General features: G+C 39.9%; 24 protein-coding genes and 1 riboswitch. Of the genes, 2 read left to right on the top strand and 22 right to left on the bottom strand.

Annotation, left to right across the window (positions count from 1 at the left end; all coding sequences use genetic code 11):
* Positions 1 to 7: 7 nt before the first annotated feature.
* Entirely contained in the window at positions 8 to 985 is a 978-nt protein-coding gene (locus tag HMPREF9088_RS05665) for an alpha-ketoacid dehydrogenase subunit beta (protein ID WP_007208202.1), read from the bottom strand.
* 2 nt (positions 986 to 987) lie between these two features.
* A complete protein-coding gene (gene pdhA, locus HMPREF9088_RS05660; protein ID WP_040366515.1) occupies positions 988 to 2,094 on the bottom strand; it encodes a pyruvate dehydrogenase (acetyl-transferring) E1 component subunit alpha in 1,107 nt (368 codons plus the stop codon).
* Between the two features lie 451 nt (positions 2,095 to 2,545).
* Between pdhA and HMPREF9088_RS05655 the strand changes: the two genes are divergently transcribed.
* On the top strand, positions 2,546 to 3,526 hold the full coding sequence (locus HMPREF9088_RS05655; protein ID WP_007208200.1) for a hypothetical protein: 981 nt from the start codon (positions 2,546 to 2,548) through the stop codon (positions 3,524 to 3,526).
* Positions 3,527 to 3,664: 138 nt separating this feature from the next.
* On the opposite strand, the gene HMPREF9088_RS05650 is transcribed toward HMPREF9088_RS05655, so the two are convergent.
* The 10 genes from HMPREF9088_RS05650 to purC form a co-directional block, all read right to left on the bottom strand.
* Complete coding sequence (locus HMPREF9088_RS05650) at positions 3,665 to 4,642, bottom strand: GMP reductase (protein WP_143139660.1); 978 nt, start codon at positions 4,640 to 4,642, stop codon at positions 3,665 to 3,667.
* A gap of 143 nt (positions 4,643 to 4,785) precedes the next feature.
* The gene (purD, locus tag HMPREF9088_RS05645; RefSeq protein WP_007208198.1) at positions 4,786 to 6,042 is read right to left on the bottom strand and encodes a phosphoribosylamine--glycine ligase; all 1,257 of its coding nucleotides are present in this window, start codon (positions 6,040 to 6,042) and stop codon (positions 4,786 to 4,788) included.
* A 10-nt stretch (positions 6,043 to 6,052) separates the two neighbouring features.
* Positions 6,053 to 7,600: a bifunctional phosphoribosylaminoimidazolecarboxamide formyltransferase/IMP cyclohydrolase gene (purH, locus tag HMPREF9088_RS05640; protein ID WP_007208197.1), complete on the bottom strand. Its 1,548-nt coding sequence runs from the start codon at positions 7,598 to 7,600 to the stop codon at positions 6,053 to 6,055.
* The gene (purN, locus tag HMPREF9088_RS05635; RefSeq protein WP_007208196.1) at positions 7,578 to 8,171 is read right to left on the bottom strand and encodes a phosphoribosylglycinamide formyltransferase; all 594 of its coding nucleotides are present in this window, start codon (positions 8,169 to 8,171) and stop codon (positions 7,578 to 7,580) included. The genes purH and purN overlap by 23 nt, the downstream gene beginning before the upstream one ends.
* Positions 8,168 to 9,214 (bottom strand): phosphoribosylformylglycinamidine cyclo-ligase, encoded by a 1,047-nt coding sequence (gene purM / locus HMPREF9088_RS05630; protein ID WP_007208195.1) that lies wholly within the window; start codon positions 9,212 to 9,214, stop codon positions 8,168 to 8,170. The genes purN and purM overlap by 4 nt, the downstream gene beginning before the upstream one ends.
* Positions 9,211 to 10,671, bottom strand: coding sequence for an amidophosphoribosyltransferase (gene purF, locus HMPREF9088_RS05625; RefSeq protein ID WP_040366512.1), 1,461 nt, complete (start codon positions 10,669 to 10,671; stop codon positions 9,211 to 9,213). Before purF ends, purM begins: the two co-directional genes overlap by 4 nt.
* A complete protein-coding gene (gene purL, locus HMPREF9088_RS05620) occupies positions 10,656 to 12,878 on the bottom strand; it encodes a phosphoribosylformylglycinamidine synthase subunit PurL (RefSeq protein ID WP_007208193.1) in 2,223 nt (740 codons plus the stop codon). The genes purF and purL overlap by 16 nt, the downstream gene beginning before the upstream one ends.
* Positions 12,868 to 13,551, bottom strand: coding sequence for a phosphoribosylformylglycinamidine synthase subunit PurQ (purQ, locus tag HMPREF9088_RS05615; protein WP_007208192.1), 684 nt, complete (start codon positions 13,549 to 13,551; stop codon positions 12,868 to 12,870). Before purQ ends, purL begins: the two co-directional genes overlap by 11 nt.
* Complete coding sequence (purS, locus tag HMPREF9088_RS05610; RefSeq protein ID WP_007208191.1) at positions 13,548 to 13,799, bottom strand: phosphoribosylformylglycinamidine synthase subunit PurS; 252 nt, start codon at positions 13,797 to 13,799, stop codon at positions 13,548 to 13,550. The genes purQ and purS overlap by 4 nt, the downstream gene beginning before the upstream one ends.
* Positions 13,800 to 14,522 carry a phosphoribosylaminoimidazolesuccinocarboxamide synthase gene (gene purC / locus HMPREF9088_RS05605; protein ID WP_007208190.1) on the bottom strand — a complete coding sequence of 241 codons (723 nt, stop codon included), beginning with the start codon at positions 14,520 to 14,522 and terminating at the stop codon, positions 13,800 to 13,802.
* Between the two features lie 203 nt (positions 14,523 to 14,725).
* Here purC and HMPREF9088_RS05600 point away from each other — a divergent pair, with 203 nt between their 5' ends.
* Positions 14,726 to 15,088 (top strand): hypothetical protein, encoded by a 363-nt coding sequence (locus HMPREF9088_RS05600; protein WP_040366511.1) that lies wholly within the window; start codon positions 14,726 to 14,728, stop codon positions 15,086 to 15,088.
* A gap of 294 nt (positions 15,089 to 15,382) precedes the next feature.
* On the opposite strand, the gene purB is transcribed toward HMPREF9088_RS05600, so the two are convergent.
* The 10 genes from purB to HMPREF9088_RS05550 form a co-directional block, all read right to left on the bottom strand.
* Complete coding sequence (purB, locus tag HMPREF9088_RS05595; RefSeq protein ID WP_007208188.1) at positions 15,383 to 16,678, bottom strand: adenylosuccinate lyase; 1,296 nt, start codon at positions 16,676 to 16,678, stop codon at positions 15,383 to 15,385.
* Positions 16,679 to 16,703: 25 nt separating this feature from the next.
* Positions 16,704 to 17,831, bottom strand: coding sequence for a 5-(carboxyamino)imidazole ribonucleotide synthase (gene purK / locus HMPREF9088_RS05590; protein WP_040366509.1), 1,128 nt, complete (start codon positions 17,829 to 17,831; stop codon positions 16,704 to 16,706).
* Positions 17,815 to 18,297 carry a 5-(carboxyamino)imidazole ribonucleotide mutase gene (gene purE, locus HMPREF9088_RS05585; protein ID WP_007208186.1) on the bottom strand — a complete coding sequence of 161 codons (483 nt, stop codon included), beginning with the start codon at positions 18,295 to 18,297 and terminating at the stop codon, positions 17,815 to 17,817. The genes purK and purE overlap by 17 nt, the downstream gene beginning before the upstream one ends.
* A gap of 24 nt (positions 18,298 to 18,321) precedes the next feature.
* Positions 18,322 to 19,608, bottom strand: coding sequence for a nucleobase:cation symporter-2 family protein (locus tag HMPREF9088_RS05580; protein WP_143139658.1), 1,287 nt, complete (start codon positions 19,606 to 19,608; stop codon positions 18,322 to 18,324).
* Positions 19,608 to 20,186, bottom strand: a complete 579-nt coding sequence (locus tag HMPREF9088_RS05575; protein ID WP_007208184.1) for a xanthine phosphoribosyltransferase — start codon at positions 20,184 to 20,186, stop codon at positions 19,608 to 19,610. The genes HMPREF9088_RS05580 and HMPREF9088_RS05575 overlap by 1 nt, the downstream gene beginning before the upstream one ends.
* 75 nt (positions 20,187 to 20,261) lie before the next feature.
* Positions 20,262 to 20,358, bottom strand: a riboswitch (purine riboswitch).
* A gap of 71 nt (positions 20,359 to 20,429) precedes the next feature.
* Positions 20,430 to 21,122, bottom strand: coding sequence for a beta/alpha barrel domain-containing protein (locus HMPREF9088_RS05570; RefSeq protein WP_007208183.1), 693 nt, complete (start codon positions 21,120 to 21,122; stop codon positions 20,430 to 20,432).
* 13 nt (positions 21,123 to 21,135) lie between these two features.
* On the bottom strand, positions 21,136 to 21,744 hold the full coding sequence (locus tag HMPREF9088_RS05565; RefSeq protein WP_007208182.1) for a glycoside hydrolase family 73 protein: 609 nt from the start codon (positions 21,742 to 21,744) through the stop codon (positions 21,136 to 21,138).
* Positions 21,745 to 21,775: 31 nt separating this feature from the next.
* A complete protein-coding gene (locus HMPREF9088_RS05560; RefSeq protein ID WP_007208181.1) occupies positions 21,776 to 22,276 on the bottom strand; it encodes a hypothetical protein in 501 nt (166 codons plus the stop codon).
* Between the two features lie 15 nt (positions 22,277 to 22,291).
* The gene (locus HMPREF9088_RS05555) at positions 22,292 to 23,263 is read right to left on the bottom strand and encodes an aromatic acid exporter family protein (protein WP_007208180.1); all 972 of its coding nucleotides are present in this window, start codon (positions 23,261 to 23,263) and stop codon (positions 22,292 to 22,294) included.
* Positions 23,264 to 23,280: 17 nt separating this feature from the next.
* Complete coding sequence (locus HMPREF9088_RS05550; protein WP_007208179.1) at positions 23,281 to 25,662, bottom strand: ABC transporter permease; 2,382 nt, start codon at positions 25,660 to 25,662, stop codon at positions 23,281 to 23,283.
* Positions 25,663 to 25,670 lie beyond the last annotated feature (8 nt).

Here is a 25,670-nt window from a genome sequence, read left to right as displayed (position 1 = left end):
GACTACGTTAGAAGTTTACGATTTCTTTCACTTTTTCTTCAATGTCTGCTGCGTTTGGCAACCACACATTTTCAGCTTGACCAAATGGGAATACAGTATCAGGAGCTGATACACGTCCGATTGGTGCTTCTAATGAAAGAATAGCTCTTTCAGCAATTTCAGAAGCAATTTGCGCACCAACGCCTGCTTGTTTTTGTGCTTCTTGAACAACTACAACACGACCTGTTTTTTCAACAGAAGTAATAATTGTTTCGATATCCAAAGGAGCAACAGTACGTAAGTCAATGATTTCAACTGAAACATTTTCTTTAGCTAAATTATCAGCAGCTTTTATTGCTTCACGAACCATTGCACCGTAAGTAATGATAGAAACATCTTTTCCTTCACGAGTAACAGCTGCTTTATCTAAAGGTACTTCATAGGCTTCTTCTGGAACTTCTTCACGGAAAGAACGGTATAATTTCATGTGTTCTAAGAAAACAACTGGATCGTTGCTACGGATTGATGAAATTAATAGTCCTTTTGCATCGTAAGGATTTGAAGGGATAACTACACGAATACCTGGTGATTGCGCAATTAGTCCTTCTAAGTTATCTGAGTGTAATTCTGGTGTATGAACGCCACCACCAAATGGTGAACGAACAACGATTGGCAAGTTACGAGTGCCACCCATGCGGTAGCGCGTACGAGCCATTTGAGCAACAACTTCGTCCATTGCTTCAAATACGAAACCAAAGAATTGTAATTCTGGAACCGGACGGAAGCCTTCTAAAGCTAAACCAAACGCTAAACCAGCAATTCCGGATTCCGCTAATGGTGTATCGAATACTCGATCTTCACCAAATTTTTCTTGTAATCCTTCAGTTGCACGGAATACCCCACCGTTTTTACCAACATCTTCACCAAAAACTAGGACGTTTTCATCGTTGGCTAACTCAAGAGCAAGGGCATCTGTGATTGCTTGAATCATTGTTTTTTGTGCCATCTTTATTTCGACTCCTTCGCTTCATAGAATGCAATTTGTTCTTTAATTGATTGAGGTTGAACTTCAAACATATTTTTCAAGAAATCAGATACTTTTTGTTTTGGAACTTTATCTGCTTCAGCGATTGCTGCTTTAATTTCTTCTTTTGTTTGTTCAATCACTTGTTCTTCTTTTTCTTCTGACCATAAGCCTTTTGCTTCAAGGTATTTACGGAACCGAATCAATGGATCTTTTTGTAGCCACTCGTCATCCATATCTTTCGAACGGTAACGAGTTGGATCATCACCAGATAGTGTATGTGGACCATAACGGTAAGTTAATGTTTCAATTAAAACTGGACCATTTCCAGCAATTGACCATTCACGAGCCAATTTAGATACAGTGTAAACTGCTAATGGATCCATACCATCTACTTGGATACCAGGAATTCCGGCAGCTACTGCTTTTTGAGCAAGTGTAGCAGCGGCAGATTGTTGTTCACGAGGTGTTGAAATAGCAAAGCCGTTATTTTGGATGTAGAATACTCCATTTGCTTTGTATGCTCCTGCGAAGTTAATTGCTTCATAGAAGTCACCTTGTGATGAACCGCCATCACCTGTATAAGTAAATACAACATTTTTCTTGTTGCGTTTTTTCAAACCTAATGCCACACCAGCAGCTTGGACATACTGTGCTCCGATAATAATTTGTGGTGGTAGAGCTTTCAGTTCTTCAGGGTAAAAGTTCCCTGCTACGTGTCCTCTTGACCATAAAAATGCTTCTTTTAATGGTAATCCATGACGGATTAATTGAGGTACATCACGATATCCTGGTAAAAGAACATCTTCTTTTTCAAATGCAAAATGACTAGCTAATTGGCTCGCTTCTTGTCCAGCTGTTGGAGCGAAGAAACCAAGACGTCCTTGACGATTCAATGCGGTTGAACGTTCATTAAGGACCCGAGACCAGACCATTTGAGTCATCAACTCAACTAATTCCTCATCACTTAAATCGGGTACTAACGCTTCATTTACAACATTTCCATCTTTATCCAAAGCTTGATAAGTTGGAAAATCAGCATTGATATCTTTTAACAAAGCTTCAAAGTCAATTGTTTTTTTCTTTGCCATCTTGTCACACTTTCCTCTCTGAAATTCTTTTTGCGATTCTCTATCAGTATGTATAACAGAAATCGATACTGTATTACTACATTTCTGACTCACAGGTATAACCTATCACTTTTGAGAGAGAAAAACAAGCAAAATGTTTTCGCATTCATAATCTTTTAATTGAAATATCCGCGAGATTCTTTTTGAAAATGGTGAACTATTTCACATTTTAATTTATAGCTATATAACAACGAAATTATCTTTTCATAACAGAATCATTTTGTTGGTATGTGAGTAAAATCCATTTAAAAGATTTCAATTTCATCCGATTTTTAATTCAAAAAAAAATCTATCTATTTTTCGAACTATTGTTACAATTCATTATTGATTGAATGCGTAACGTATGTTATCATTTATTTTGTACTGTCACAATCAGATCACTATTATATAACAGATTTAGGAGTTGATTTAAATGAAACCGATTTCTTCTATTTTGACACACGCTATATCCGATTATCTAGCTATTTTAAACCAGATTCAATTTGAACCTTCAGTCTATTCAATCTCCCAACTAGCAAACCACATTAGTATTAGCGGTGAATTGTTAAGAAAACGACTCGCTACAATGAACGCATTAAGTACTCCCCCTCTTTTTTATTTATCTCCCACTTCCATCACCTTGAATCGCAGTAATCCTAGGTTAATATTCGATCTATACGAACAGATATTTAAAGAAATCCCTGAGTTAATTATTTTAGATGAAGTTCTTTTCCAAAGGAAACGGACTTTACTAACCATTTCTCAAGATCAGCCTTTCGCTCCATCCACTCTATCAAAAGCAAAACACAAGATCCTCTCATTTCAAAAGGACCAGCTAATTTCCGACAATAGACCTGTTTGTACAATAAAAAAGAACCTTCTCTTTTATTTTAGTATTTGTCTGGAACGTACACTAGTCAAGTTGTATCGAGAGAGACTAGAAGTCATGTGGACACTCAGCTATCCTATCTTTTTTACAAACGCAATAGAAATTACGACTAAGAAAGAACCATTTTTAGCATGTTATCCAACTTATCGCTTCAAAAAAAATCAATATACCAATCCACTCTCGCTTCTGTCTGAATTATGTAGCGAGCATCCATTTGATTGTACACCCTTTAATTTTTATTTTCAGACTTTTTTAAACACGAATCAGATAAATAGCCCCCACGAAAGATCTTTTGCATTATATTGTGTCTATAATTTGCTACTTTGGTACCACCATCTTCCACCCTACCAATTAGTTAACTTTGCGCAAAATCCAGAATTTTGTTCCTCTGACACCAAAATAAATCGTATGAAAGTACAGTTATTACAACAAAACCTATCTTTACCAAATGATGAGTATTATCAAAACTTATTCGTATCTCTCATTCAACGCTATCAGTTTGAACAACAAATTTTGGCGAAATAACAACAGAGTGAGGAGCTACGACCAAATAGACCATACGAACTAGAAGCTTGAGAAACAACTTTCGGTTCGTATGGTCTTTTTTTTAATTCTGTTTATTTTTGAATTGGCTAGCACAATGATGGCTATCTCGATGTTAAGTTAGATTGTATCACCATTAAAGATGGAATTTTTTACAATGACATAGTCGACTTTACGAATGGCTTCAATATCGGTGCCACCAGCATAAGAGATCGATGATTGTAAATCTTGTTGCATTTCTACTAAGGTATCTTTTAATGATCCTTTGTGTTGGATCCAGATTTTTTTGCCTTCAACATTTTTCTTTTCGCCTTTTTGAAACTCTGATGCTGATCCAAAGTATTCTTTGTAGACAACACCATTTTCCACTTTTGTCTCACCTGGAGATTCTTCATGACCAGCGAATAGTGACCCGATCATCACCATTGTCGCACCGAAGCGAAGTGACTTAGCGATGTCACCATGTGTTCGAATGCCACCATCTGCAATGATGGGTTTCCGAGCAGCCTTTGCACACCAACGAACAGCAGCTAGCTGCCAACCACCCGTCCCAAAACCGGTTTTGATTTTTGTGATACACACTTTCCCTGGTCCAATGCCGACTTTTGTTGCATCAGCACCTGCATTTTCTAATTCTCTTACGGCCTCGGGTGTGCCGACATTCCCCGCAATAACAAATGCCTCGGGTAATTTTTCTTTAATATATTGAATCATTTGAATAACGGAATTTGAATGACCGTGTGCAATATCAATTGTAATATAGTCAGGCGTTAATGTTTGTTTAGCTAATTCATCAATAAATACATACTCGTCTTGTTTGACACCCACACTGATTGATGCGATGTACCCTAAAGACTGCATCCGTTTAACAAAAGCAATTCTGCCTTCTTCATCGAAGCGATGCATAATGTAAAAGTAGCCATTTGCTGCTAAAAATTCTGCAATGAATTCGTCAATAATGGTCTGCATATTAGCTGGCACGACCGGCATTTTAAATGAATGCTTACCCAGTGTTACCGTCGTATCACACTCTGAACGACTATTTACAACACATTTATTTGGAACCAATTGTACATCTTCATAGTCAAAAACTTTCATATCAAACATCGAAATCCCTCACTTATTATAGAGCAAATGGAATCTGCTCAAAATGTAATGCCCATAATAACTTATAAGATTTCCGACAGATATTCAAGTGAATACAATCTTTATTTTTAAAAAACATTTTCAATGTTCGTATTTCACTTAATTCTATACCCGATATCTGCTCTAAAATGCCAATCATCGGATGAAATTTGAGCCAGTTCATGATAAAGTGTTTCTTTCGCTTCATCGAAAGTATTGGCAGTTTTTTGTACTAAAAATACGCGGCCACCATTGGAGACAAATCGGTTTTCACGTTTCGATACACCACTATAGTACACATCTACATCTTTGATATCCGACAAGTCAGGTAACGGTCTTGGTTCTTTCGCTGCAATCGGATACCCTTCTCTGGCAACGACAACACCCAAGCTAACTTGGTTTAGCCAAACAATCTCAAGTGGTTCGTGACGCAATAGCTGATCCATAATATTCACTAGCTTAGAAGACAGTAGTGGTAAAACAACTTGCGCTTCCGGATCACCAAATCGGGCATTAAATTCAATGACTTTCGGGCCCTCTGCTGTAACGATTAGACCAGCGTATAAAATACCGGTGTATGGCGTACCTTGTTGTTTCATGTAGGATGCTACTGGTTGAAGAACATTTTTTATACTCGCTTCAATTATTTGCGGACTAATTTGTGGGACTGGGGCATACGCGCCCATACCGCCAGTATTGGGACCTTTATCGCCAGCGAATACTCGTTTATGATCTTGCGCTGGAATCATCGGATAGACTGCATCGCCATCCACAAACGCCATCAATGTAAACTCTTCGCCCTCTAAAAATTCTTCAATAATGATTTTCGAGCCACTTTCTCCAAAAATTTGCTCTTTCATTAGCTGCTCGACAGTTGTTAGTGCCTCATCTTTTGTCTGTGCAATAATTACTCCCTTACCAGCGGCTAATCCATCAGCCTTAATGACAATTGGATATTTTTCTTGTTCAGCCAAAAATAAAATTGCATCTTCAAATTTATCAAAGGCTTGATAAGATGCTGTGGGTACATTGGCTGATAGCATCACTTCTTTTGCAAATGATTTGGATCCTTCAAGCAAGGCAGCTTCCTGCGTTGGCCCAAAAATTTTTAAACCAGCTGCTTGAAAGTGATTGACGATACCCTCGAGCAATGGTTGTTCAGGCCCTACTATGCTCAAATCAATTTCTTTTTCCTTGGCAAACGTGACTAACGCTGAAAAATCAGAAGCATCCAATGAACAAACTTGAATGCCGTCGACTTCCATCCCAGGATTTCCCGGACAACAGTACACTGCATCTTCAGGAGTATCTTGTTTTATCTTTTTGGCTATCGCGTGCTCTCTGCCACCACTACCAATCACTAGAATATTCATGCGCTTCTCCTTAATGACGAAAATGTCTTATATTCGTGAAAATCATCGTTACATCGTATTGATCTGCCATATCAATCGATTCTTGGTCTTTGATACTTCCCCCCGGCTGAATAATCGCTTTAATGCCGTTTTTGGCTGCGAGTTCAACGCTATCAGACATTGGAAAGAAGGCATCACTTGCCAATACCGCATCGGTTATTGCATTATTTGCTTTAGCTTGCTCAAGGGCAATTGCTACTGATCCCACACGATTCATTTGACCAGCACCAATGCCAACTGTTTGTTGTTTATTAGCTAGTACAATCGCGTTTGATTTGACATGTTTTACCGCCTTCCAAGCAAAGGCTAGCGCTTCAATTTCATCGGTAGTTGGTTTTCTTTTGGTCACCACTTGCCATGTCGTTTCATCTTCAAGCAGGTCATCTTTACTTTGAATTAACAAGCCACCTCCGACCGAGATGGACGTCCAGGCTTTGGGTTGCTTCTCTAACGATTCCGAAACGGTAAGCAGACGAATGTTCTTCTTTTTCATCAACAGTTGCAGTGCATCTTGATCATACGCTGGTGCGATAATAACTTCTAAAAACATTGAACTCATTTTTTCAGCAACAGCTAAGCTGATTTTTTGGTTACTGGCAATAATCCCTCCAAAAATCGAAACCGGATCGGCAGCATACGCCGCGTCAAAAGCTTGTTCAATCGATATGCCTGAACCAATTCCACACGGATTCATGTGTTTGACTGCTACAATTGTTGGTTTTGTATATTCAGCTAAAATACCAAGCGCCGCATCTGTATCACGAATATTGTTGTAAGATAACTCTTTGCCGTGTAGCTGGTTAGCGCTAGCAATCGTACCACTTGGCGCTGGACTTTGGACATAAAAAGCTGCTTCTTGGTGTGGATTTTCTCCATATCGTAATACTTGTTTTTTCTCGTATTGAAGCACCAATTCATCTGGAAATACCGTTTGTTCTACTTTTTCAGCTAAATAACTAGCGATCAATGCGTCGTATGCGGCTGTGTGTTGAAAGACTTTTAGGGCAAGTTTTTTTCTAGTTGTTAGCTTTGTTTCGCCTTTTTCTGCTAATTCACTAAGGATGACTGGATAATCTTGGCTGTCGACAACCACTGTCACCGAAGCGAAGTTTTTTGCAGCAGAGCGCAACATGCTGGGACCACCGATATCAATTTGTTCAATGGCCTCCGCTTCAGTGATTGCTGTCTTTTGAATGGTTTCTTTAAAAGGATACAAATTAACGACCACGAGCGAAATCGGATCGATGTTGTGTTCGTTTAATGTAGCCACATGCTCCGGGTTATCAAGTTTTGCTAAAAGCCCTCCGTGAATCCGCGGATGCAACGTCTTCACGCGGCCATCTAGCATTTCAGGGAATCCTGTAATTTCCTCAATCGCAAGAGTTTTTACTCCTGCGTCAGTTAATGCTTTTCTGGTGCCGCCTGTCGATATAATTTCATAGCCATTCTCAACTAATTCCTTTGCAAATGGGACAATCCCAGTTTTATCCGATACACTAATTAAGGCTCTTTTTTTCATTAGAAGCTCCTTCTTGAAATATTTTTTCGAGCACCATTGGATAAATGGTGTGTTCAACCGCATGCATCCGCTTGGTAAAGGTAGCGAACGTATCTGTCTTCAATATCGGTACGGCTTTTTGATAAATAATTGGGCCAGTATCGATGCCTTCATCAATATAATGAATGGTGATACCACTTTCCGACACGCCAGCATCAAAGGCATCGGCGATACTGGTTCGCCCAGGAAAGGCGGGTAGGAGTGACGGATGAATATTAATGATTCGGTTTTTGTAAGGTTCGAGGAGTGTTGGGCCTATCAAACGCATATACCCCGCCAAGACGATGAATTCAATTTCATGAAGAATCAACGCTTCTTTCACCTGCTCTTCATAGGCCGTTTTAGTAGCAAAATCACTTGGTTTTAAGCAGACAATCGGGATTCGTTCCGCTTCTGCTCGCTTCAGTACCAATGCATCCGGTTGGTCACAGACGAGCAATTCGATAGTCGCAGCTAATTGTCCTTGCTTTATCGCTTGGACGAGTGCGGTAAAATTCGATCCGGTTCCTGAGGCAAACACAGCTATCTTCATTCAGCTTCCTCTTTCATGACGACCGAATCACCATTCCGTTTTTTCACCACGCCAATTTGATAAAATGGTGTGTTCGCTTTCGCAAACAATGCCTCTACATGTTCCAGGTTTTCTTTGCGAATAGCCAACACGAGACCAATACCCATATTAAAAATGCCAAACATTTGTTGCGATGTATACCCTCCGAGTTCTTGCATCAAAGAAAATACCGGCAAGACCGGCCAAGTACCGTTATGGATTTCTGCTTGCAAGTGTTCCGGCAACATTCTCGGGATATTTTCATAAAATCCGCCACCAGTAATATGTGCAACACCCTGAATCAGATGATCCGCAAGTAAAGGCAAGACATCATTAACGTAAATTTTGGTCGGCGTCAGTAAAGTAGTACCAAGATGATCAATACCATAGTCTGAAAATGATGCATCTAACGAAAAAGTGTATTTTTTAAAAAATAATGAACGCACCAACGAAAAGCCATTGGAATGAATACCAGTCGATGGCAACCCGATTAATAGGTCGCCTTCTTGGATTGAATCAGCTTGGATTAACTGACTTTTCTCAGCAACACCGACCGTAAAACCAGCTAGATCATACTCGTTCTCAGCATACAAATCCGGCATTTCAGCAGTCTCTCCGCCTACCAGTGCCGCACCAGCTTGGACACAGCCTTCCGCAACACCGGCTACGATTTGTTCAACAACAATTGGGTCTAATTTTCCAGTAGCAATGTAATCTAAAAACAAGATAGGTTTAGCTCCTTGGGCAAGGACATCATTGACACACATTGCCACACAGTCAATGCCAATCGTTTCATGTTGGTTCATTTCCTGAGCCAATAGTAGCTTCGTACCGACACCATCTGTGCCCGCCACTAATACTGGCTCAGCTAATTCGTACACACTTAAATCAACCATGCCACCAAAGCCACCGATTGCTCCCATGACACCTCTGTTTGCCGTTTTACGGACATGCTTTTTCATTCGTTCGACTGCATCGTAGCCAGCCTCGATATTCACACCAGCTTCTTGATACGGATTTGTCACTTGAATACCTCCTCGTTCATTTGCACCACTTTTTCACCCTGTAAAGATGCCAAATATTCTTCTTCATAATCATACAATGGCGTCGGATAATCGCCATTAAAATAAGCCATACAAAGACCGCTATAAGGTGCATCGAATGGTAAACCAATCGAATCAATCACCCCTTGCTCACTCAAAAATTCTAAAGAATCCGCACCAATGATAGTACACATCTCTTCTTTAGTATGATTGGCAGCAATTAACTCTTTTCTTGTCTGGATATCAATCCCATAAAAACAAGGATATTTCAACGCTGGCGAGCCAATCCGCAAATGAACTTCTGACGCACCCGCTTCTTTTAGCAAACTCACTATGCGTTGACTGGTTGTCCCGCGCACGATTGAATCATCGACCAGGATCACACGTTTTCCTTCGACTACTTTTTTGACAGCTGAAAGCTTCATCCGCACACCTTGCTCACGAAGCTCTTGTGTAGGTTGAATAAACGTCCGCGCGATGTATTGATTTTTAATTAACCCTAGTTCATACGGAATATTCGCTTCTTCTGCGTAGCCACTTGCGGCCGACAAAGAAGAATTTGGCACTCCCACCACAATATCGGCGTCTACCGGTGCTTCTTGCGCTAGTCGCTTACCCATTGTTTTACGTGCAGTGTGAACATTAACACCGTATATGTTTGAGTCAGGTCGAGCAAAATATATAAATTCCATGGAGCAAATCGAAAGTTGCGTATCTGTGGTATAGGGGATAATTTCCATTCCCTTATCAGATATCCAGACCATCTCTCCAGGATTGACATCCCGAACAAAGCTAGCACCAATCGTATCTAGCGCACATGTTTCCGAAGCTACTACATAGCCACCATTATTCAATCTGCCAATGGCGAGCGGTCGGAATCCATTTGGATCCAAAGCTGCAATCATCGCATCAGATGTTAGCAAAAGATACGCAAAGCCACCTTTGACTGTATTCAGTGATTCCATAATTTTTTCTTTCAATGTACTTTTGGTACTTCGACGAATGAGATGCATCAAAATTTCCGTATCTGAACTAGAATGGAAAATGGCACCTTCCTTTTCTAACGACCGACGCAAACGTTTTGCATTGGTCAAATTACCATTGTGCGCTAGAGCGATTTGTTCCTGATCGAATTGAAAAAGAAAGGGCTGAATATTGGCAAGATTCCTTCTACCAGCTGTGGCATACCGGACGTGTCCAATCGCAGCATCACCTTCAAGTCGATCCAAAATCGCTTCATTTGAAAAAACATCCGAAAGCAATCCCAGGTCACGATGGCCAGAAAGTTCCGATTCGTCTTTAGCGACAATTCCTGCTCCTTCTTGTCCTCGGTGCTGCAACGCATGCAGACCAAAATACGTAAGGCGCGCAGCATCTTCACATTGCCAGACACCGAAAACACCACATTCTTCATTCAAGCTTTTTACTTCATAAGGCATGGAATGGCTTCCTCCCATATTCGCTTCGCATTGAGTCCATCAATTATCACTTGCTCATTTTCTGATTTGATCACATATGTTGGTTCTTCCGTTACCACGCCAAGATAAGTCGCGTTTGCGCCAAATTGTTCTTCAAAGCGCGCTTGATTTTCTAGAGAAACACTTAATACAAATCGTGATTGCGTTTCAGAGAAGAGTTGTGCATTTGTTCCTTGCCAATCAATTGAAAAACCAAAATTATGATCGAAGGCTGATTCCGCTAAAGCTACTAATAATCCACCTTCCGCACAATCATGCGCACTTTGAATCAATCCTTCTTTGATCGCTGCTAAAACCAGTGTTTGATTGTTCTTTTCGTCTTCTAATGAAAAGCTGATTGTGCCCGCAATTTCACCAGTTTGTTGCTTTTGAATTTCACTCCCAGCAAAGTCATCCTTCGTTTCTCCAATAACATAAATCAGGTCGCCACTTTTCTTGAAGGACTGAGTTGTTACGTGTTGTACATCTTCAATCAGTCCAACCATCCCAATCATTGGCGTAGGATAAATCGCTTGGCCATTGGTTTCGTTGTACAACGAAACATTACCTGAGATGACTGGCGTTCCTAACGCTAGGCACGCAGCAGAAATGCCATCTGCTGACTGTGCCAATTCCCAAAAGACTTCTGGCTTCTCAGGTGAGCCGTAATTCAAACAATCGGTAATAGCTAATGGTTGGCCACCGCTGGCCACAATATTTCTGGCGGCTTCGGAAACAGCAATTTGACCACCAAGTTCTGGATCAAGGTATAAATAGCGCGCATTGCAATCCGTCGTCATCGCCAAAGCTTTCTTCGTTCCTTTGATCCGCACGACAGCAGCATCACTTCCCGGACGTACGACTGTGTTCGTCAAGACTTGTGAATCATAGGTCTCATAGACCGACTTCTTAGATGCAATTGTCGGTTGAGCAAGTAAATCAGTCAACGTTTCTTCAACAGAGTATAGTACCGGTTCAAAAGGTTGCATTTGTTTAAATGCTTCTAGTCTCTTCGGAACAGCTTGTTCTTTGTAATAGACAGGCGCTTCACTCGCCAATGCATCGACCGGCAAGTCAGCAACCAATTTCCCTTTGTGATACAAGCGATATTGACCGTCGTTAGTGACTGAACCGATATTAACAGCGGCAAGCTCGTATTTTGCAAAAAGGTTGCAAACGGTTTGTTCATGGCCTTTTTGGACACAGATTAACATACGCTCTTGTGATTCAGAGAGCATCATCTCATAAGGGGTCATATTGGTTTCACGTTGAGGGACATCATCTAGATTAAGCTTTAATCCAGATCCTGCTTTTGATGCCATTTCCGAACTTGATGAAACCAACCCAGCTGCACCCATATCTTGAATCCCAACAACTGCTTCAGGATGCTCTTGAATCAATTCTAAACACGCCTCAAGTAATAATTTTTCCATAAATGGATCGCCCACTTGAACCGCCGAGCGATTTTGTTCTTTTTCATCCTCAAATTCTTCTGAGGCAAATGTCGCACCATGGATTCCATCACGACCAGTTTTTGCACCGACATAAAAGATTGGATTGCCGATTCCTTTCGCTTGGCCTTTTTGAATGTGGCGATGCTCGATAACACCCACACACATCGCATTGACCAACGGATTCCCTTCATAACACGCGTCAAAGGAAATTTCACCACCCACTGTCGGGATACCGATACAATTACCATATCCGCTAATGCCAGCGACGATTTCTTCAAATAAATACTTCGTCCTTGAATTGGTCAATTCACCAAATCGCAATGAATCCAATATAGCAATCGGTCGAGCGCCCATACTAAAGATATCTCGGATAATTCCGCCTACGCCAGTCGCTGCCCCTTCATATGGCTCCACCGCTGATGGATGATTGTGGCTTTCTGCTTTAAAAACAACTGCCAAGTCATCGCCAATATCAACAATTCCCGCTCCTTCACCGGGACCTTGTAACACGTGAGAACCGCTTGATGGGAATTTTTTAAGAATCGGTTTTGAATTTTTATAAGAGCAGTGCTCACTCCACATAACAGCAAATAAGCCCGTTTCGGTATAGTTGGGTTGACGATGTAAAATTGCCACTACTTTATCATATTCTTCGTCTGTTAATCCCCATTGTCGATAAATTTTTTCGTGTTGGATTGTTTCCGCTGTTGGCTCAAGATTCACCTTATTTGACATGATTGCTCTCCTTTACAAAGTTTGTCAGCATTGATTCAAAAAAAGGACGACCATCAGTTGACCCTAATAATGCTTCGACTGCCCGTTCCGGATGCGGCATCATACCGACTACATTGCCTGCTAGATTGCTAATGCCCGCGATATTTGCGACACTCCCGTTCACCTTGTCAGCATATCGAAATAAGATTTGATTATTAGCTTCTAGTTCAGCTAATGTTTCCTCATCACAGTAATAATTTCCTTCGCCATGGGCAATCGGTAGCTCGATAGTTGCTTTTGCTTGGTACTGATTCGTAAATGAATGCTTGTTTGTTTCAACAACGATTGGGACTACTTTACTGATAAATTTCAACGATTCATTTTTTCGTAAACCACCCGGTAACAGACCTAGTTCTGTCAACATCTGAAACCCATTGCACGTTCCAAAAACCGGCTTACCTTCCTGTGCAAAACGCACCACCTCAGTCATAATTGGAGCAAAGCGGGCAATCGCTCCACACCGTAAGTAATCACCATAAGAAAAGCCGCCCGGAAGCAACACGCCATCATACCCCACCAATGAGCGTTCATCATGGCGTACTGCTGTCGCTTGCATACCATCAAAAAGATTCACAGCCCATATCATATCTTGATCGCAATTAGAGCCTGGGAAAACAATAACTGCAAATTTCATTGTTGCACCTCGTCTACTAATTCATAGCGATAGCTTTCCATCGTCACATTTGCCAATAACTCTTGACACATCTTTTCAATTTCAGCTTCCGGGTCAACAGACTCTGCTAATTGAATTTCGAAGTATTTACCCATCCGGACATCTTTTACTTCTTTATGGTCAAGTCGCAGCAATGCATTTTTTACTGCCTCACCTTGAGGATCAAGGATCGATTCTTTGTACATTACGATTACTTTAGCAAGTGTCATCTAATTTTCCTCCTTAAGTGCATCAAGTCGATTGGTAACTTCACGATAAACCGTTAGTAAATCCCCTGTTTTCTTACGATAGACATCTTTATCAAGTGATTGCTTGCTTGTTTTATCCCATAAGCGACACGTATCAGGTGAAATTTCATCTGCCAAAAGAATTTTCCCATCCGAGGTTCTTCCCACTTCAATTTTAAAATCAACCAACGTCAAATCAATTTGGTCAAACAACTCAATCAATTTTTCATTAAGCATCAATGTTAGCTGACGAATACTCTTTAATTCACCTTCAGTCGCAATTGAAAAATAATCGACATGAGCATCATTTATAAATGGATCATCCAATTCGTCAGCTTTGTAATAAAATTCAATAATCGGTCTAGTTAATACTGTGCCTTGTGCAACAGCAAACCGTTTGGAAAAACTACCAGCCGCCACATTTCTTAAAACAATTTCTAGTGGAATCATTTCTAGCTTTTTGATTAATTGTTCGGTTTTTCCCTCTTTTGATACAAAATGGTTTTCAATGCCATTTTTTTTTAACCATGTGAAAATAAAAGATGAAATGGTATTGTTTAACTCAGCTTTCCCAACCATTTCATCTTTTCTTGCGCCATTTAATGCTGTAACTTGATCCAAATATTCTACGAGAACAATGGATTCATCTTCTGTCCGATACATTTTCTTCGCTTTTCCCTCATAGATTACATCGCACGTATTCATGATTCACCTCATTAATTTATTGGTTATTTCTTGCTTTCATTTTAAACCTAACAAAAAAAGATAGTCAAATAATTATTTATAATTTAATTACAAAAAGCAATAAATGTTCGTATTTAAAGAATAGAAAAATAAAGATAAGCGTTTACATAAATATGTGTTTGTGATATAGTTTCATTGATAATATGACTTTGGAGGAAGAACAAATGAAAGAGCAACTCAGACATGATGCACGTATTTTCTATGATTCATTATCCGTAGAAACGCAAGAGTCACTCCTCAATGATATCCGACAGCTTTTATATTCTGAAAAATTTGGAATAGATTCACAAATAGCTCCTTTTTTAAAAGCGGTTTTTGAGAACAAATTGACAACTATTAGTCATCGAAATGTCTATCAATATCAAAACCAAAAAAATCAAGAGTTAATTATCCAAGCTATTGAAGCCTCTTATCTCTTTAAAAGCTACCATCTTTTAAAAGTTTTTTATAATTTTCGTGAAGTTTCATTAGAGTTTTTGTCTGAAATCCTTGAGTATAGCCATAGCCGCATCAGTTTGACTCAATGAAAACAAAAAAGCCATAAAATCCAAAAGTTTGGAAAATAACTTCTGGATTTTATGGCTTTTGCTTATTATTGACCAATTCTGTCTTAATCTCTAGTCTCTATCAGTGAAACAAATTTGTCTTACTAATTTGTTTGTGTCACATCTGTATCGTAATATTTTTCAAAAAGTGGCTAACTTGTTCTTGAAATTTTGGGTTGAATCATAGCAAACTCAAAAAGGTAGGTTAACTTATTTGTCAAACGACTGTATAAAAGGAGGGATAACAGTTTAAACTGTCATACCTCCGTAAATGATTTACTCTAAACCGACTCTTTTAAAAATCGTATCCACTTGTTTTAGATGGTAATGATAATCAAATGCATCATCTAATTCTTCTTTTGATAAAATACTCATAATTTTCGCGTCTTGCTCTAGCAATGGTCGAAACTGTGTTTGTTCATCCCAAGCAATTGCAGTTTTTGGTTGTACCAAATCATAGGCTTCTTCTCTTGTCATACCGTGATCGATCAATTTGAGTAAGACACGTTGGCTATAAATTAAACCAAACGTCGCATCCATATTGCGCTTCATGTTTTCAGGGAAGACAGTCAATTGTTCAACAATCGTCGCAAAACGATTCAACATATAGTTAAGTAAAATCGTTGTATCAGGTAAAATAATACGTTCAGCGGAAGAATGAGAAATATCTCGCTCATGCCATAAAGTGACATCTTCATACGCTGTTACGACATGCCCGCGAATCACTCGCGCTAGACCAGTCATGTTCTCAGAGCCGATTGGGTTACGCTTATGCGGCATTGCGGATGAGCCTTTTTGCCCTTTCGCAAAAAATTCTTCCACCTCACGAGTTTCTGATTTTTGCAATGAACGGATTTCAGTAGCAAATTTTTCAATACTAGTCGCAATTAATGCCATGGTTGCGATGTATTCTGCGTGCAAATCTCTTGGTAGCACCTGGGTAGAAATTTCTTGGGCGCGAATACCTAGTTTGTCACAGACAAACGCTTCAACAAAAGGTGGGATATTGGCAAATGTCCCCACTGCGCCACTAATTTTACCGGCCTCAACGCCAGCTGCAGCGTGTTCAAATCGTTCAATATTTCGCTTCATTTCTGAGTACCATAAGGCTAGCTTCAGCCCAAACGTAGTCGGCTCCGCATGAACTCCATGCGTGCGTCCCATCATTACGGTATGCTTGTAGGCTTTGGCTTTCTCACCGATTACTTCAGTTAAACGTTGAATATCTTTTCTTAAGATATCATTGGCTTGTTTCAAGAGATAGCCATATGCCGTATCAACGACATCAGTGGAAGTAAGACCATAATGAACCCATTTGCGCTCCTCACCCAAACTTTCAGAGACAGCTCGTGTAAACGCTACGACGTCATGTCGCGTTTCTTGTTCAATTTCTAAAATACGTACGGTATCAAAGGCTGCTTTTTCGCGGATTTTTTTGACATCTTCTTTCGGTATTTCACCAAGCTCAGACCAAGCCTCGGTGGCAAGGATTTCTACTTCTAACCAAGCTCGATAGCGGTTTTCATCAGTCCAAATATTTCCCATTTCTGGTCGTGTATAGCGTTCTAGCATGTTTGTCTCCTTTGAAAATCTATTTTTATTCCCAAATACGTGTTTGTGCTATTTCTTCAAGTGTTTTTTCAATATCTTTCGTCAAGATGGTAATGTGTCCCATTTTTCGATTGACTTTGGCTTTTTCTTTCCCATAATAATGAAAATGCCAATTCGGTTCTTGTCCAATCATCCGATACGTTCGCTGCAATTCAATCCCTAAAATATTGATCATAACCGCTGGACTAAGTGACTCCACTTGGGCAAGTGGCCAACCACAAATACCTCGAATATGTGCATCAAATTGACTCATCGAACAAGATTCAATCGTATGATGACCGGAATTATGCGGTCTTGGCGCCAGTTCATTGACATAAATACTGCCAGACTCAGTGAGAAACATCTCAACAGTCAATACACCGCGCAATTGCAATGCTTCTGCAATATCGATGGCCACACGCTTCGCTTCTTCAGCTACCTCGTCGGCAATTCGAGCTGGCGAAATTGTTTGATACAAAATATTGTTGCGGTGAATATTTTCCGCTACAGGAAACGTTACATACTCTGTGCCATTACCTGCAACAATCACAGATAATTCTTTTTCAAATGGTATCCACGCCTCTAATTCACACGTGCCTTCCCTAAGCAACGTCATCGCCTCTGCTAAGTCCGCTCGGCTTTTCAAGACATGCTGTCCTTTACCATCATAACCGCCGCGCGTTGTTTTCAAAACACATGGATAGCCTAAACTATCAATAGCATCCTGAATATCAGTAGGGCTGATAATCGTAGCATAAGGAGCAATCACGATATTATTTGCCTCTAAGAATGATTTTTCTAATAAGCGGTCTTGCGTAATCGCCAATAAATCGGTCCCTTGAGGAATATTAGCCTCGGGTAATAAATTATTTAACGCTTCAACACTCACGTTTTCAAATTCATACGTAATAACATCGCTTCGTTTTGCCAACTCCATCAATGCAAGAGTATCATCATAAGCCGAAACAATGTGCCAATCTGCCACTTGTGCTGCAGGGCAATCATTCGTCGGGTCTAAAATCCCTACACGGAATCCCATATATTTGGCGCTAATTGCCATCATTCTACCAAGCTGTCCACCGCCAACAATTCCAATCGTTGAACCAGGCATTAAAAGACTAGTCAAGTTGATCACTACTTTCTTCAGAAACTATGCGTATTTCTTCGCGATAGCTTGCCAATTTTTCTTCTATTCCCTTATCATATATGGAAAGTATTTGAGTAGCAAGTAAAGCCGCGTTAATTGCGCCAGATTTTCCGATGGCAGTCGTTGCAACAGGAATCCCACCTGGCATTTGAACAATCGATAAGAGCGAGTCTAACCCATGTAAAGCTTTCGTTTGGATAGGGACTCCAATGACGGGTAATGTCGTTTGCGAGGCAATCATACCCGGTAGATGGGCAGCCCCACCCGCACCGGCAATAATTACTGCATGATCTTTGCGCGCTTGTTTGGCAAATTCAAACATCTTATCTGGATTGCGATGCGCGGAGACAACTTGTTTCGTATAAGGTATGTTAAATTTTTCTAAAATCAAACAGCTTTCTTTCATCGTTTCCCAATCTGAAATACTTCCCATCACGATGGCTACACGTTTCATAAGGCGGCTCCAATCTTATTTTATTTATGATTCGTCTGATAATTGTTTATGGTGGAACAATGTATTTAGTAACACAGCGGTCAAACTGCTCATAACAATTCCGTTTTCGGTAAACATTTGAATCGTAGCTGGAAGCTTACTAAACAGTCCAGGCATTAAATTAAATCCCAAACCAAAGCCAATGGACAACGCAACAGTTAGCAAATTGCGATCATCCGTAAAGTCGACTTTCGCCAACATACGCATCCCCGCTACTGCAACCATTCCAAACATTACGAGCATCCCACCGCCTAATACAGCATCAGGAATGACTTGCGCCATTGCACCAATTTTGGGAAATAGCCCTAGAATAATTAGAAAAATAGCAGAAAAATAAAGTGGACGTTTTGTTTTTATGCCTGATAATTGAACCAAGCCGACATTTTGCGAGAAGCCGGTATGTGGAAATGTATTGACCAAACCACCCAGTAAAATCGCTAGACCCTCTGTTCGATAGCCACGTTTCAGATCATCTTCAGTCAATGTTTTGTCTGTAATCTCAGCTAGGGCAAAGTAGACACCCGTTGATTCAACCATACAGACAATGACAATAATGCACATTAAGATGATTGAGACTGGATCAAATGATGGTTTACCAAAATAAAATAGCTGTGGCAGTTGAAACCAAGAGGCTTGCTCAAAGGCTTTTGTTGATACGTCCCCCATCAGTGCGGCGACGAGCGTACCGCCAATTAACCCAACAAGCACTGCAATCGATCGGAAAAAGCCTTTTGCGTAGACTTGGGTCAATAATATTAAAAAAATCGTCACAAATGCTTGAATCAAGGATCCAGTCGAACCAAATGTAGTGGCACTTTGATCGCCACCACCCATTTTTTCAATCGCAACTGGGATCAAAGTTAAACCAATTGTTGTAATAACTGTTCCGGTCACTATCGGCGGGAAAAACCGTTTGATTTTTGAAAAGATTCCCGCACAAAGCAGTAATAAAGCACCAGCAAAAATTACTGAACCAAAAATTGCGCCGAGCCCTGATTGTTTTCCAATCAGAATCGCTGGACCAACACCTTGAATCGCACAGCCTAAAACAACTGGTAGACCAACACCAAAATATTTCCCCGCCGTTAATTGAAGCAGTGTCGCGATACCACACATAAAAATATCAATGGAGATCAAGTATGTTAACTGACTATTAGACAGCCCTAATCCAGCACCTATTAATAAAGGAACGGCGACAGCTCCTGCATACATTGCAAGTAAATGCTGCATGCCGATCACTGCTGATTGAGCATTCGATGGTTGCTTCACGATTAGTCCTCCTCAACAAAGTTCACTTGATTTTCTGATAATGATTTGATTCTTGCTAATGAGTAGACTGGCACACCCATGTCTACAATCAACTGATGACCAGGTTGGAAGGCCTTTTCAATCACGATTCCGACACCTACAACAGATGCACCTGCTTGTTGGCACAATTCAATTAAGCCTTTCGCTGCTTGACCATTAGCTAAAAAATCATCAATAATCAGCACGCGATCGTCCTCATTTAGAAATTTTTTTGAAATCGAAATTTGATTGGTTTGTTGTTTGGTGAAAGAATAAACAGAAGAAGTCAATAATTCCTCATTCATAGTCAAACTTTTCGTTTTACGGGCAAAAATCATCGGCACATTCATCGCTTGTGCGGCAAAAATTGCGGGAGCGATCCCTGATGATTCCAATGTCACAACTTTTGTCACGCCCTCATCGGCAAATAATGTCGCAAACTCTGTGCCAATCGCGGCCATTAAATGCGGATCCACTTGGTGTGTTAAAAATCGATCGACTTTTAGAACATCCTCATTTAATACCCGGCCGTCCTTTTTGATTCGTTCTGTCAATTCTTTCATTGTTCCACTCCTTATTTTCAGTCATTCTAATAAAAAAGGCGTCTTCTCTGCAAAAAATGCAAAAAAGACGCACGAAAAAAAGCCTTTTTTACTTATAGTCCGATATTTGCGGTATCAGGTAGAAACTGTCGACCAATTACGACGATATATAAGTAACTCTAATTATGAAAAACTCACTAACTATTATGTCGATTCGTTGTGAAAAATACAAGAAGAAATATTCTCATTCTTTCTCTTTTTTCTCTAATGTTCGGATTCATATCGTTCTTTTTCAGTTTCCCGATACTTTTCCATCTTTTTACTAAATAATTGGCCATTTGTCGGTGGTGTATAGGTAATTGCATTGGCTCCGGCCTCGATTGTCTCCCGAATGAGTTCTTCAGTCGGTCCACCTGTAGCGATAATTGGTAAATCAGGATATTTGGCCCGAAAATGACGAACGGTATTCGCCGTCTCTTTGCCGGCACTAATATTGATCATCTTTACCCCTGCTGCCAATTTCTCATCTAGCTCTGTATAAATACTTGTGACAGTACTAATAACTGGAATATCGACAACTTTGCAGACGGCTTGGACTGTTTCTATCGGTGTCGGGCCGTTCAAGACCACTCCAAGCGAGCCTTGCGATTCTGCAAATAGACTCATATACACCGAACGCTGACCTTGTGTCAAGCCACCTCCTACACCTGAGAAGACTGGGATGTTTGCTGCTTCAATAATGCTTTTGGTAATGCCTGGATGTGGGGTAAATGGGTACACAGCGATGACTGCATCAGCATTGGTATTATAGATAATGGCAATATCCGTTGAAAATAAAATTGATTTTATTCGTTTCCCAAAGACACGAATGCCACTCGCATCTTTGATGACTTCCGGCACTTTTACGATATCTTGTCTTAGAACTGATGTTACTTCAGGTACAAACTTATTTCCCACTTTCTTCCGCTCCTTATTGATCGTATTTTGTTAAATGATACGACTCGATCACCGATTCTATTTTTGTCGCATAGTCAGGATCTGTTGCATAGCCTGCTTCTTGCAAGGCAAGAGCCGCCTCTTTATATGAATTTGCCGTCAATACCTTTTCATACTTTTGAGGATTCCAAGAGACACCATTAACTAGTAATTGCGTATGTTCATCCAATGACTCATCCCACGACTCATACACTCGAAAATTTCCCTTAATCGTAATCCATTGTTCATTAACAAATTCTTTTGTATCTAAACGAATGGCCTTTTGACTGCCATATGCCTTTACCCCAAATAAATTATAATACTCTGCTGCTAATTGGCTAGTTCCCCAATTTGATTCAAGAATAGCTTGACCGAGGATGATACTTGGCAAAATACCGTATCCCTGTTGCAATTCTTGAGCATGAGGAGCGATAGTATCTAGAAATTCCTGCCTCGTCACTTTTGAAGGATTTTCAACATTGATTGTTGTCGGTGTGATTTGATCTGAAAGCTGGCGAATAGAAAAAATAAATGACCCACATATAATAAAAAAACCACTAATAATGAGTACCCAATTTGGTTGATTTCTTTTTCTTTTTTTCATAAACCCTCTTTATTTCTGCTATTTTCTTCATTTACTGATCGATCGACTCACCCATCCATTCGAGTAACGCTTGCTTTTCGCCGGATAAGGCATGTTGTAGGACCGCTGGTACGCGAAACGTCAAGACATCATCAAAGCCCCACTCACCGTATGCAATGGTTACTTTTAAATTAATCCATTGCTTGCCGTCTAGTTCTTGTTCTTGTTGAATGACTTCTACTTGACTCAATTGATGTTCAATCCAATCTTTGGCGATAACTAGTTTCATTTTACGGTATTCAGTTAGTGCCAACAAGCGTTTTTCTGGATAAATAATTGTTTGCCTTAATACCTTTTGTACGAGCATCCATTCGTAATCACTAAATAAATGATTGATTTTTTGGTTTACTTCTGGTGGTAAAACTGTGTGATTTTCCTTCCACGCCTCCCATTTAGCCCAGTCAATACCTAAAGTATTACTGACAAAGCTCGCTTCCGATCCGTATTTTTCTTTAATTTCTTGACACACAATCTCAACATAGATAGTATGCATACTCCATTCCTCCCATTAATTCTTTGCATTTTTTGAAAATGGATTGACATTTGAAAACTCTGATTTTAATTCAATAAACGATTGAAATGATTGCAAGAATTGAAACAATCTTGCACGATTCTCAAATTCTTTGCGATTGTCAGGTAATTGTAATGCCTGATAAAACATATAGATAGCATCTAAATCTTCCAAAAGCTGAGTACCATCATTTTCCTCATCAAAACTCAGTGCAGTCTTTTCTAACAACAGTTGCATCTGCTTGGTGTACTTTGCATCTAGACTAATTTTTGCTTGTAAGTCAATCATATCTTTCAATATTCTGACTTGTGACCCACGCATCAAAAAATACTCTTCAAAATACGGATTTACATCAAAGTAACGATCTTTGCTCAGTAGTTTGGCTTTTGTCTGTGCTGAACGAATGGTTTTCATTAATTTTTCACAATCGGCAGATAACTGGGTATTATCGAGTTGCTGAAAGGACTTTGATAGATCCCAGATAAGCTTGCGGAAAAGATCCTCCACTACGATTTGCTCTTCCTTGACCATTTTTTCGCGATTGGGCATATAGCTATTTAACAACAGCGCTGCACCAACTCCAATCGTCAGCAATAAAAATTCATTTATCAACAATTGTACGCTAAAGGATTGTTCAACTAAATAGTGCGTCACCAAAACCGAATTGACGACAATCCCTTCTGTCACCTTTAACTTAACCGCAAGTGGAATAAAGAGTAACAAATAGATACCAAATGCAAAGGGATTGTACCCGATAATATGGAAGCACACAAATGCTACCACTGTTGCCAATCCTAATGAAAAAATTCTCCCCAAGCCAGTATACAAAGAATCTTTTTTGGTATTCCCTAAACTTAGTATCGCGATGACACCCGCTGCCGTAGGATAATTTAACTGTAAAAATTCTGCTATCATCATAGCTATTACGCTTGCTATAGCCGTTTTTATCGTACGTAACCCAATTCGCATAAATCCTCCACTAGTAGTTATTCATTTGCTTTTAACGCATCTAACATATTTATTTTTTGCAATTGGTGGTGCATTACAACTCCTACAACTAATGTAAAAAGAAACGTAATGCTCCCCGCATAAAGGTAGCTCTGCCAATGCATTGTTTGTACAAACAATGTCGTATCCATTTCGACCGTTTGAATGACAAAATGATGCAAGAAAATGCCAGCGAATAAACCAAACATAATGCCAAAAAGCGAAAGTACAATATTTTCTCGAAAGACATACAAAGTCACTTCTTTAGAGAAAAAACCTAGGACCTTCATTGTTGAAAGCTCTCGAATTCGTTCGGCAATATTCATGGAATTTAGATTGTAAAGAACAATAAATGCCAGCATACCAGCAGCGATGATGAGAATCCAAACGACAATTGTTAACACAGCAAAAGAAGTTTCCAAGTTTTCTTTTGTCTCATCCAGCTGCGTGATAGTGATAATATTGTCATCTTTTTGCCATTTTTTTACAAATGCTTCACTAGCTGCTTGATTATCTTTTTGAAAGGAAAGTAAAAAGGTCCGATAAACGGGTGACTCACCTGTCAATTCTTCATAATAGGCATTTGATAAAAACAGGGCATGGCCGACATAATTTTTGATGATTCCAGCAATTTTCACTTTTGATGAATGCGTATCTGTTAATCGTACCCTCAATGTATCACCGACCTTTAAATGATACAAGGATGCAAGTTTTTCAGATACCAAAGCTCCACTTTTAGGAACAGCCACTATTTTTTCTGACGTGCTCGACTGCAATAATTGGACTTCACTTAATTCTTTGTTTACTTTTGGCACCGTAACAGTCACCTTTTGGTTTTGATAGCCAGCTTTTGAAGCAGTTCGCTCACTAGTAGCGACGTTGACCACTGTGTCCACCTCTTTAGAAAAAGCATCTGCCAGTGTGGAATCCGGTTGTTTTACTATTACTACCAGTTGATACTTCCATATTTTATCAAATTGAAGTGGAACGATATCACCAATCGAATCTTTCAAGCCAAAGCCTGTCAAAATCATCGCCGTGCAACTAGCTATACCGATAATTGTCATCCACATCCGCCCTTTGTAACGAAATAGATTGCGAAACAAAACCTTGTAATGAAAATTCAGTCTACGCCAAAATGGTTGCCAACGTTCAAGTAAAATTCGTCGTCCAGCTTGAGGTGCTTTTGGTCGCATTAATTCAGCAGGACGTTGCCTTACTTCGAGCATTAAAACGCCAACCGCGACACCGATTGTACACAGAATCGCTACAGTGGTCGAAAGGACGATTAAGTTGGGGTGCCAAATCAATTGATACCCTTTAATACTATAGACCTGATTATAAGCTTCAATGATAATTTTCGGAAATAAAGTGAAGCCAACCACCAAACCAAACCCAACACCTAATAAACAGGCTGAACCAATATACAAGAGAAATTTACTCATGATTTCCGTTGGTCGATACCCTAATGCATAGAATAAGCCGACTTCTGATCGTTTTTCGTCTACCATACGTCTGACAGTGGTAAAACTAATCAAACAGGCAATTAAAAAGAATATGGTCGGAAAGACCGTCGCTAATGAATCAATCCGATTGGCATTTTGCTTATACTCTGTATAGCCTGATAAGTCTTCTCTAGTCGTAACGGTCGTTTGTTGATCAACGATAGACGTCAATTTACTTGTAAATTGTGTCACTTTCTTCTGGTATGCAGTGGAATAGGTCTGGTAGTTTGTATAATTAGCATCTAGCTGAATTACTAAGCTAGTAGGTAGTTGTTGAACAAAATTATCCTTCATTATGAAGCCATAGTATGCGACCGACCCACTACCGATAAATGATGTGCCACGGTTGCTTTTATCAAGATAGACAGGACTTTGAATAAACCCTATCACTTTATAGGTCAGTCTCCGCAACTGATTACTCTCATCCAGTTGAATCGTATCACCAATAGTAATATTTAGCTCACTTTTTATCGATTGGTCCAAAATAATCTCAGATGCTGCTTGCGGATAACGTCCTTCAAGCAGTGTCAACTGATTCAAAGAGACTGCTGCTTGATAGCCAGTAAGTCGTAACACATCACCATTGGCTGTAAGTGTAGTATCGGCACTGATTTGTGTGTCGATTTCTTTCACACCATTTAATTTCGCTATTGTATCAATCTGGCTTTGCGTAACCCCTTCTGCGTTTGTCAGCGTTACATCGGCAAGGTGAGTTTGGCGAAAATACTCGTCTGCTGATTGTTTCATATCTGGTGCTGTAGCCTTAATTCCTACAAAAAATGCAACGCCTAAAAAAATAATACTGACTAAGGCAAGAAAACGCGCCGGTGTCTGACGAATATCGCGCCATGTCGAGAGAAAGAATTGCTTATTCATCCGATTCA

Source organism: Enterococcus italicus DSM 15952, from assembly GCF_000185365.1.
Classification (GTDB): Bacteria; Bacillota; Bacilli; order Lactobacillales; family Enterococcaceae; genus Enterococcus_G; species Enterococcus_G italicus.
Note: the sequence above shows the minus strand (reverse complement) of the source record. Positions and strands in the feature narration are given on the sequence as shown.

What these genes read in the sequence shown, in the direction of transcription:
- HMPREF9088_RS05665 (WP_007208202.1), bottom strand. Translation starts at nt 985, where the DNA reads ATGGCACAAAAAACAATGATTCAAGCAATCACAGATGCCCTTGCTCTT.
- pdhA (WP_040366515.1), bottom strand. Translation starts at nt 2,094, where the DNA reads ATGGCAAAGAAAAAAACAATTGACTTTGAAGCTTTGTTAAAAGATATC.
- HMPREF9088_RS05655 (WP_007208200.1), top strand. Translation starts at nt 2,546, where the DNA reads ATGAAACCGATTTCTTCTATTTTGACACACGCTATATCCGATTATCTA.
- HMPREF9088_RS05650 (WP_143139660.1), bottom strand. Translation starts at nt 4,642, where the DNA reads ATGAAAGTTTTTGACTATGAAGATGTACAATTGGTTCCAAATAAATGT.
- purD (WP_007208198.1), bottom strand. Translation starts at nt 6,042, where the DNA reads ATGAATATTCTAGTGATTGGTAGTGGTGGCAGAGAGCACGCGATAGCC.
- purH (WP_007208197.1), bottom strand. Translation starts at nt 7,600, where the DNA reads ATGAAAAAAAGAGCCTTAATTAGTGTATCGGATAAAACTGGGATTGTC.
- purN (WP_007208196.1), bottom strand. Translation starts at nt 8,171, where the DNA reads ATGAAGATAGCTGTGTTTGCCTCAGGAACCGGATCGAATTTTACCGCA.
- purF (WP_040366512.1), bottom strand. Translation starts at nt 10,671, where the DNA reads ATGCCTTATGAAGTAAAAAGCTTGAATGAAGAATGTGGTGTTTTCGGT.
- purL (WP_007208193.1), bottom strand. Translation starts at nt 12,878, where the DNA reads ATGTCAAATAAGGTGAATCTTGAGCCAACAGCGGAAACAATCCAACAC.
- purQ (WP_007208192.1), bottom strand. Translation starts at nt 13,551, where the DNA reads ATGAAATTTGCAGTTATTGTTTTCCCAGGCTCTAATTGCGATCAAGAT.
- purS (WP_007208191.1), bottom strand. Translation starts at nt 13,799, where the DNA reads ATGACACTTGCTAAAGTAATCGTAATGTACAAAGAATCGATCCTTGAT.
- purC (WP_007208190.1), bottom strand. Translation starts at nt 14,522, where the DNA reads ATGAATACGTGCGATGTAATCTATGAGGGAAAAGCGAAGAAAATGTAT.
- HMPREF9088_RS05600 (WP_040366511.1), top strand. Translation starts at nt 14,726, where the DNA reads ATGAAAGAGCAACTCAGACATGATGCACGTATTTTCTATGATTCATTA.
- purB (WP_007208188.1), bottom strand. Translation starts at nt 16,678, where the DNA reads ATGCTAGAACGCTATACACGACCAGAAATGGGAAATATTTGGACTGAT.
- purE (WP_007208186.1), bottom strand. Translation starts at nt 18,297, where the DNA reads ATGAAACGTGTAGCCATCGTGATGGGAAGTATTTCAGATTGGGAAACG.
- HMPREF9088_RS05575 (WP_007208184.1), bottom strand. Translation starts at nt 20,186, where the DNA reads ATGAAAGAATTGACAGAACGAATCAAAAAGGACGGCCGGGTATTAAAT.
- HMPREF9088_RS05565 (WP_007208182.1), bottom strand. Translation starts at nt 21,744, where the DNA reads ATGAAAAAAAGAAAAAGAAATCAACCAAATTGGGTACTCATTATTAGT.
- HMPREF9088_RS05560 (WP_007208181.1), bottom strand. Translation starts at nt 22,276, where the DNA reads ATGCATACTATCTATGTTGAGATTGTGTGTCAAGAAATTAAAGAAAAA.
- HMPREF9088_RS05555 (WP_007208180.1), bottom strand. Translation starts at nt 23,263, where the DNA reads ATGCGAATTGGGTTACGTACGATAAAAACGGCTATAGCAAGCGTAATA.
- HMPREF9088_RS05550 (WP_007208179.1), bottom strand. Translation starts at nt 25,662, where the DNA reads ATGAATAAGCAATTCTTTCTCTCGACATGGCGCGATATTCGTCAGACA.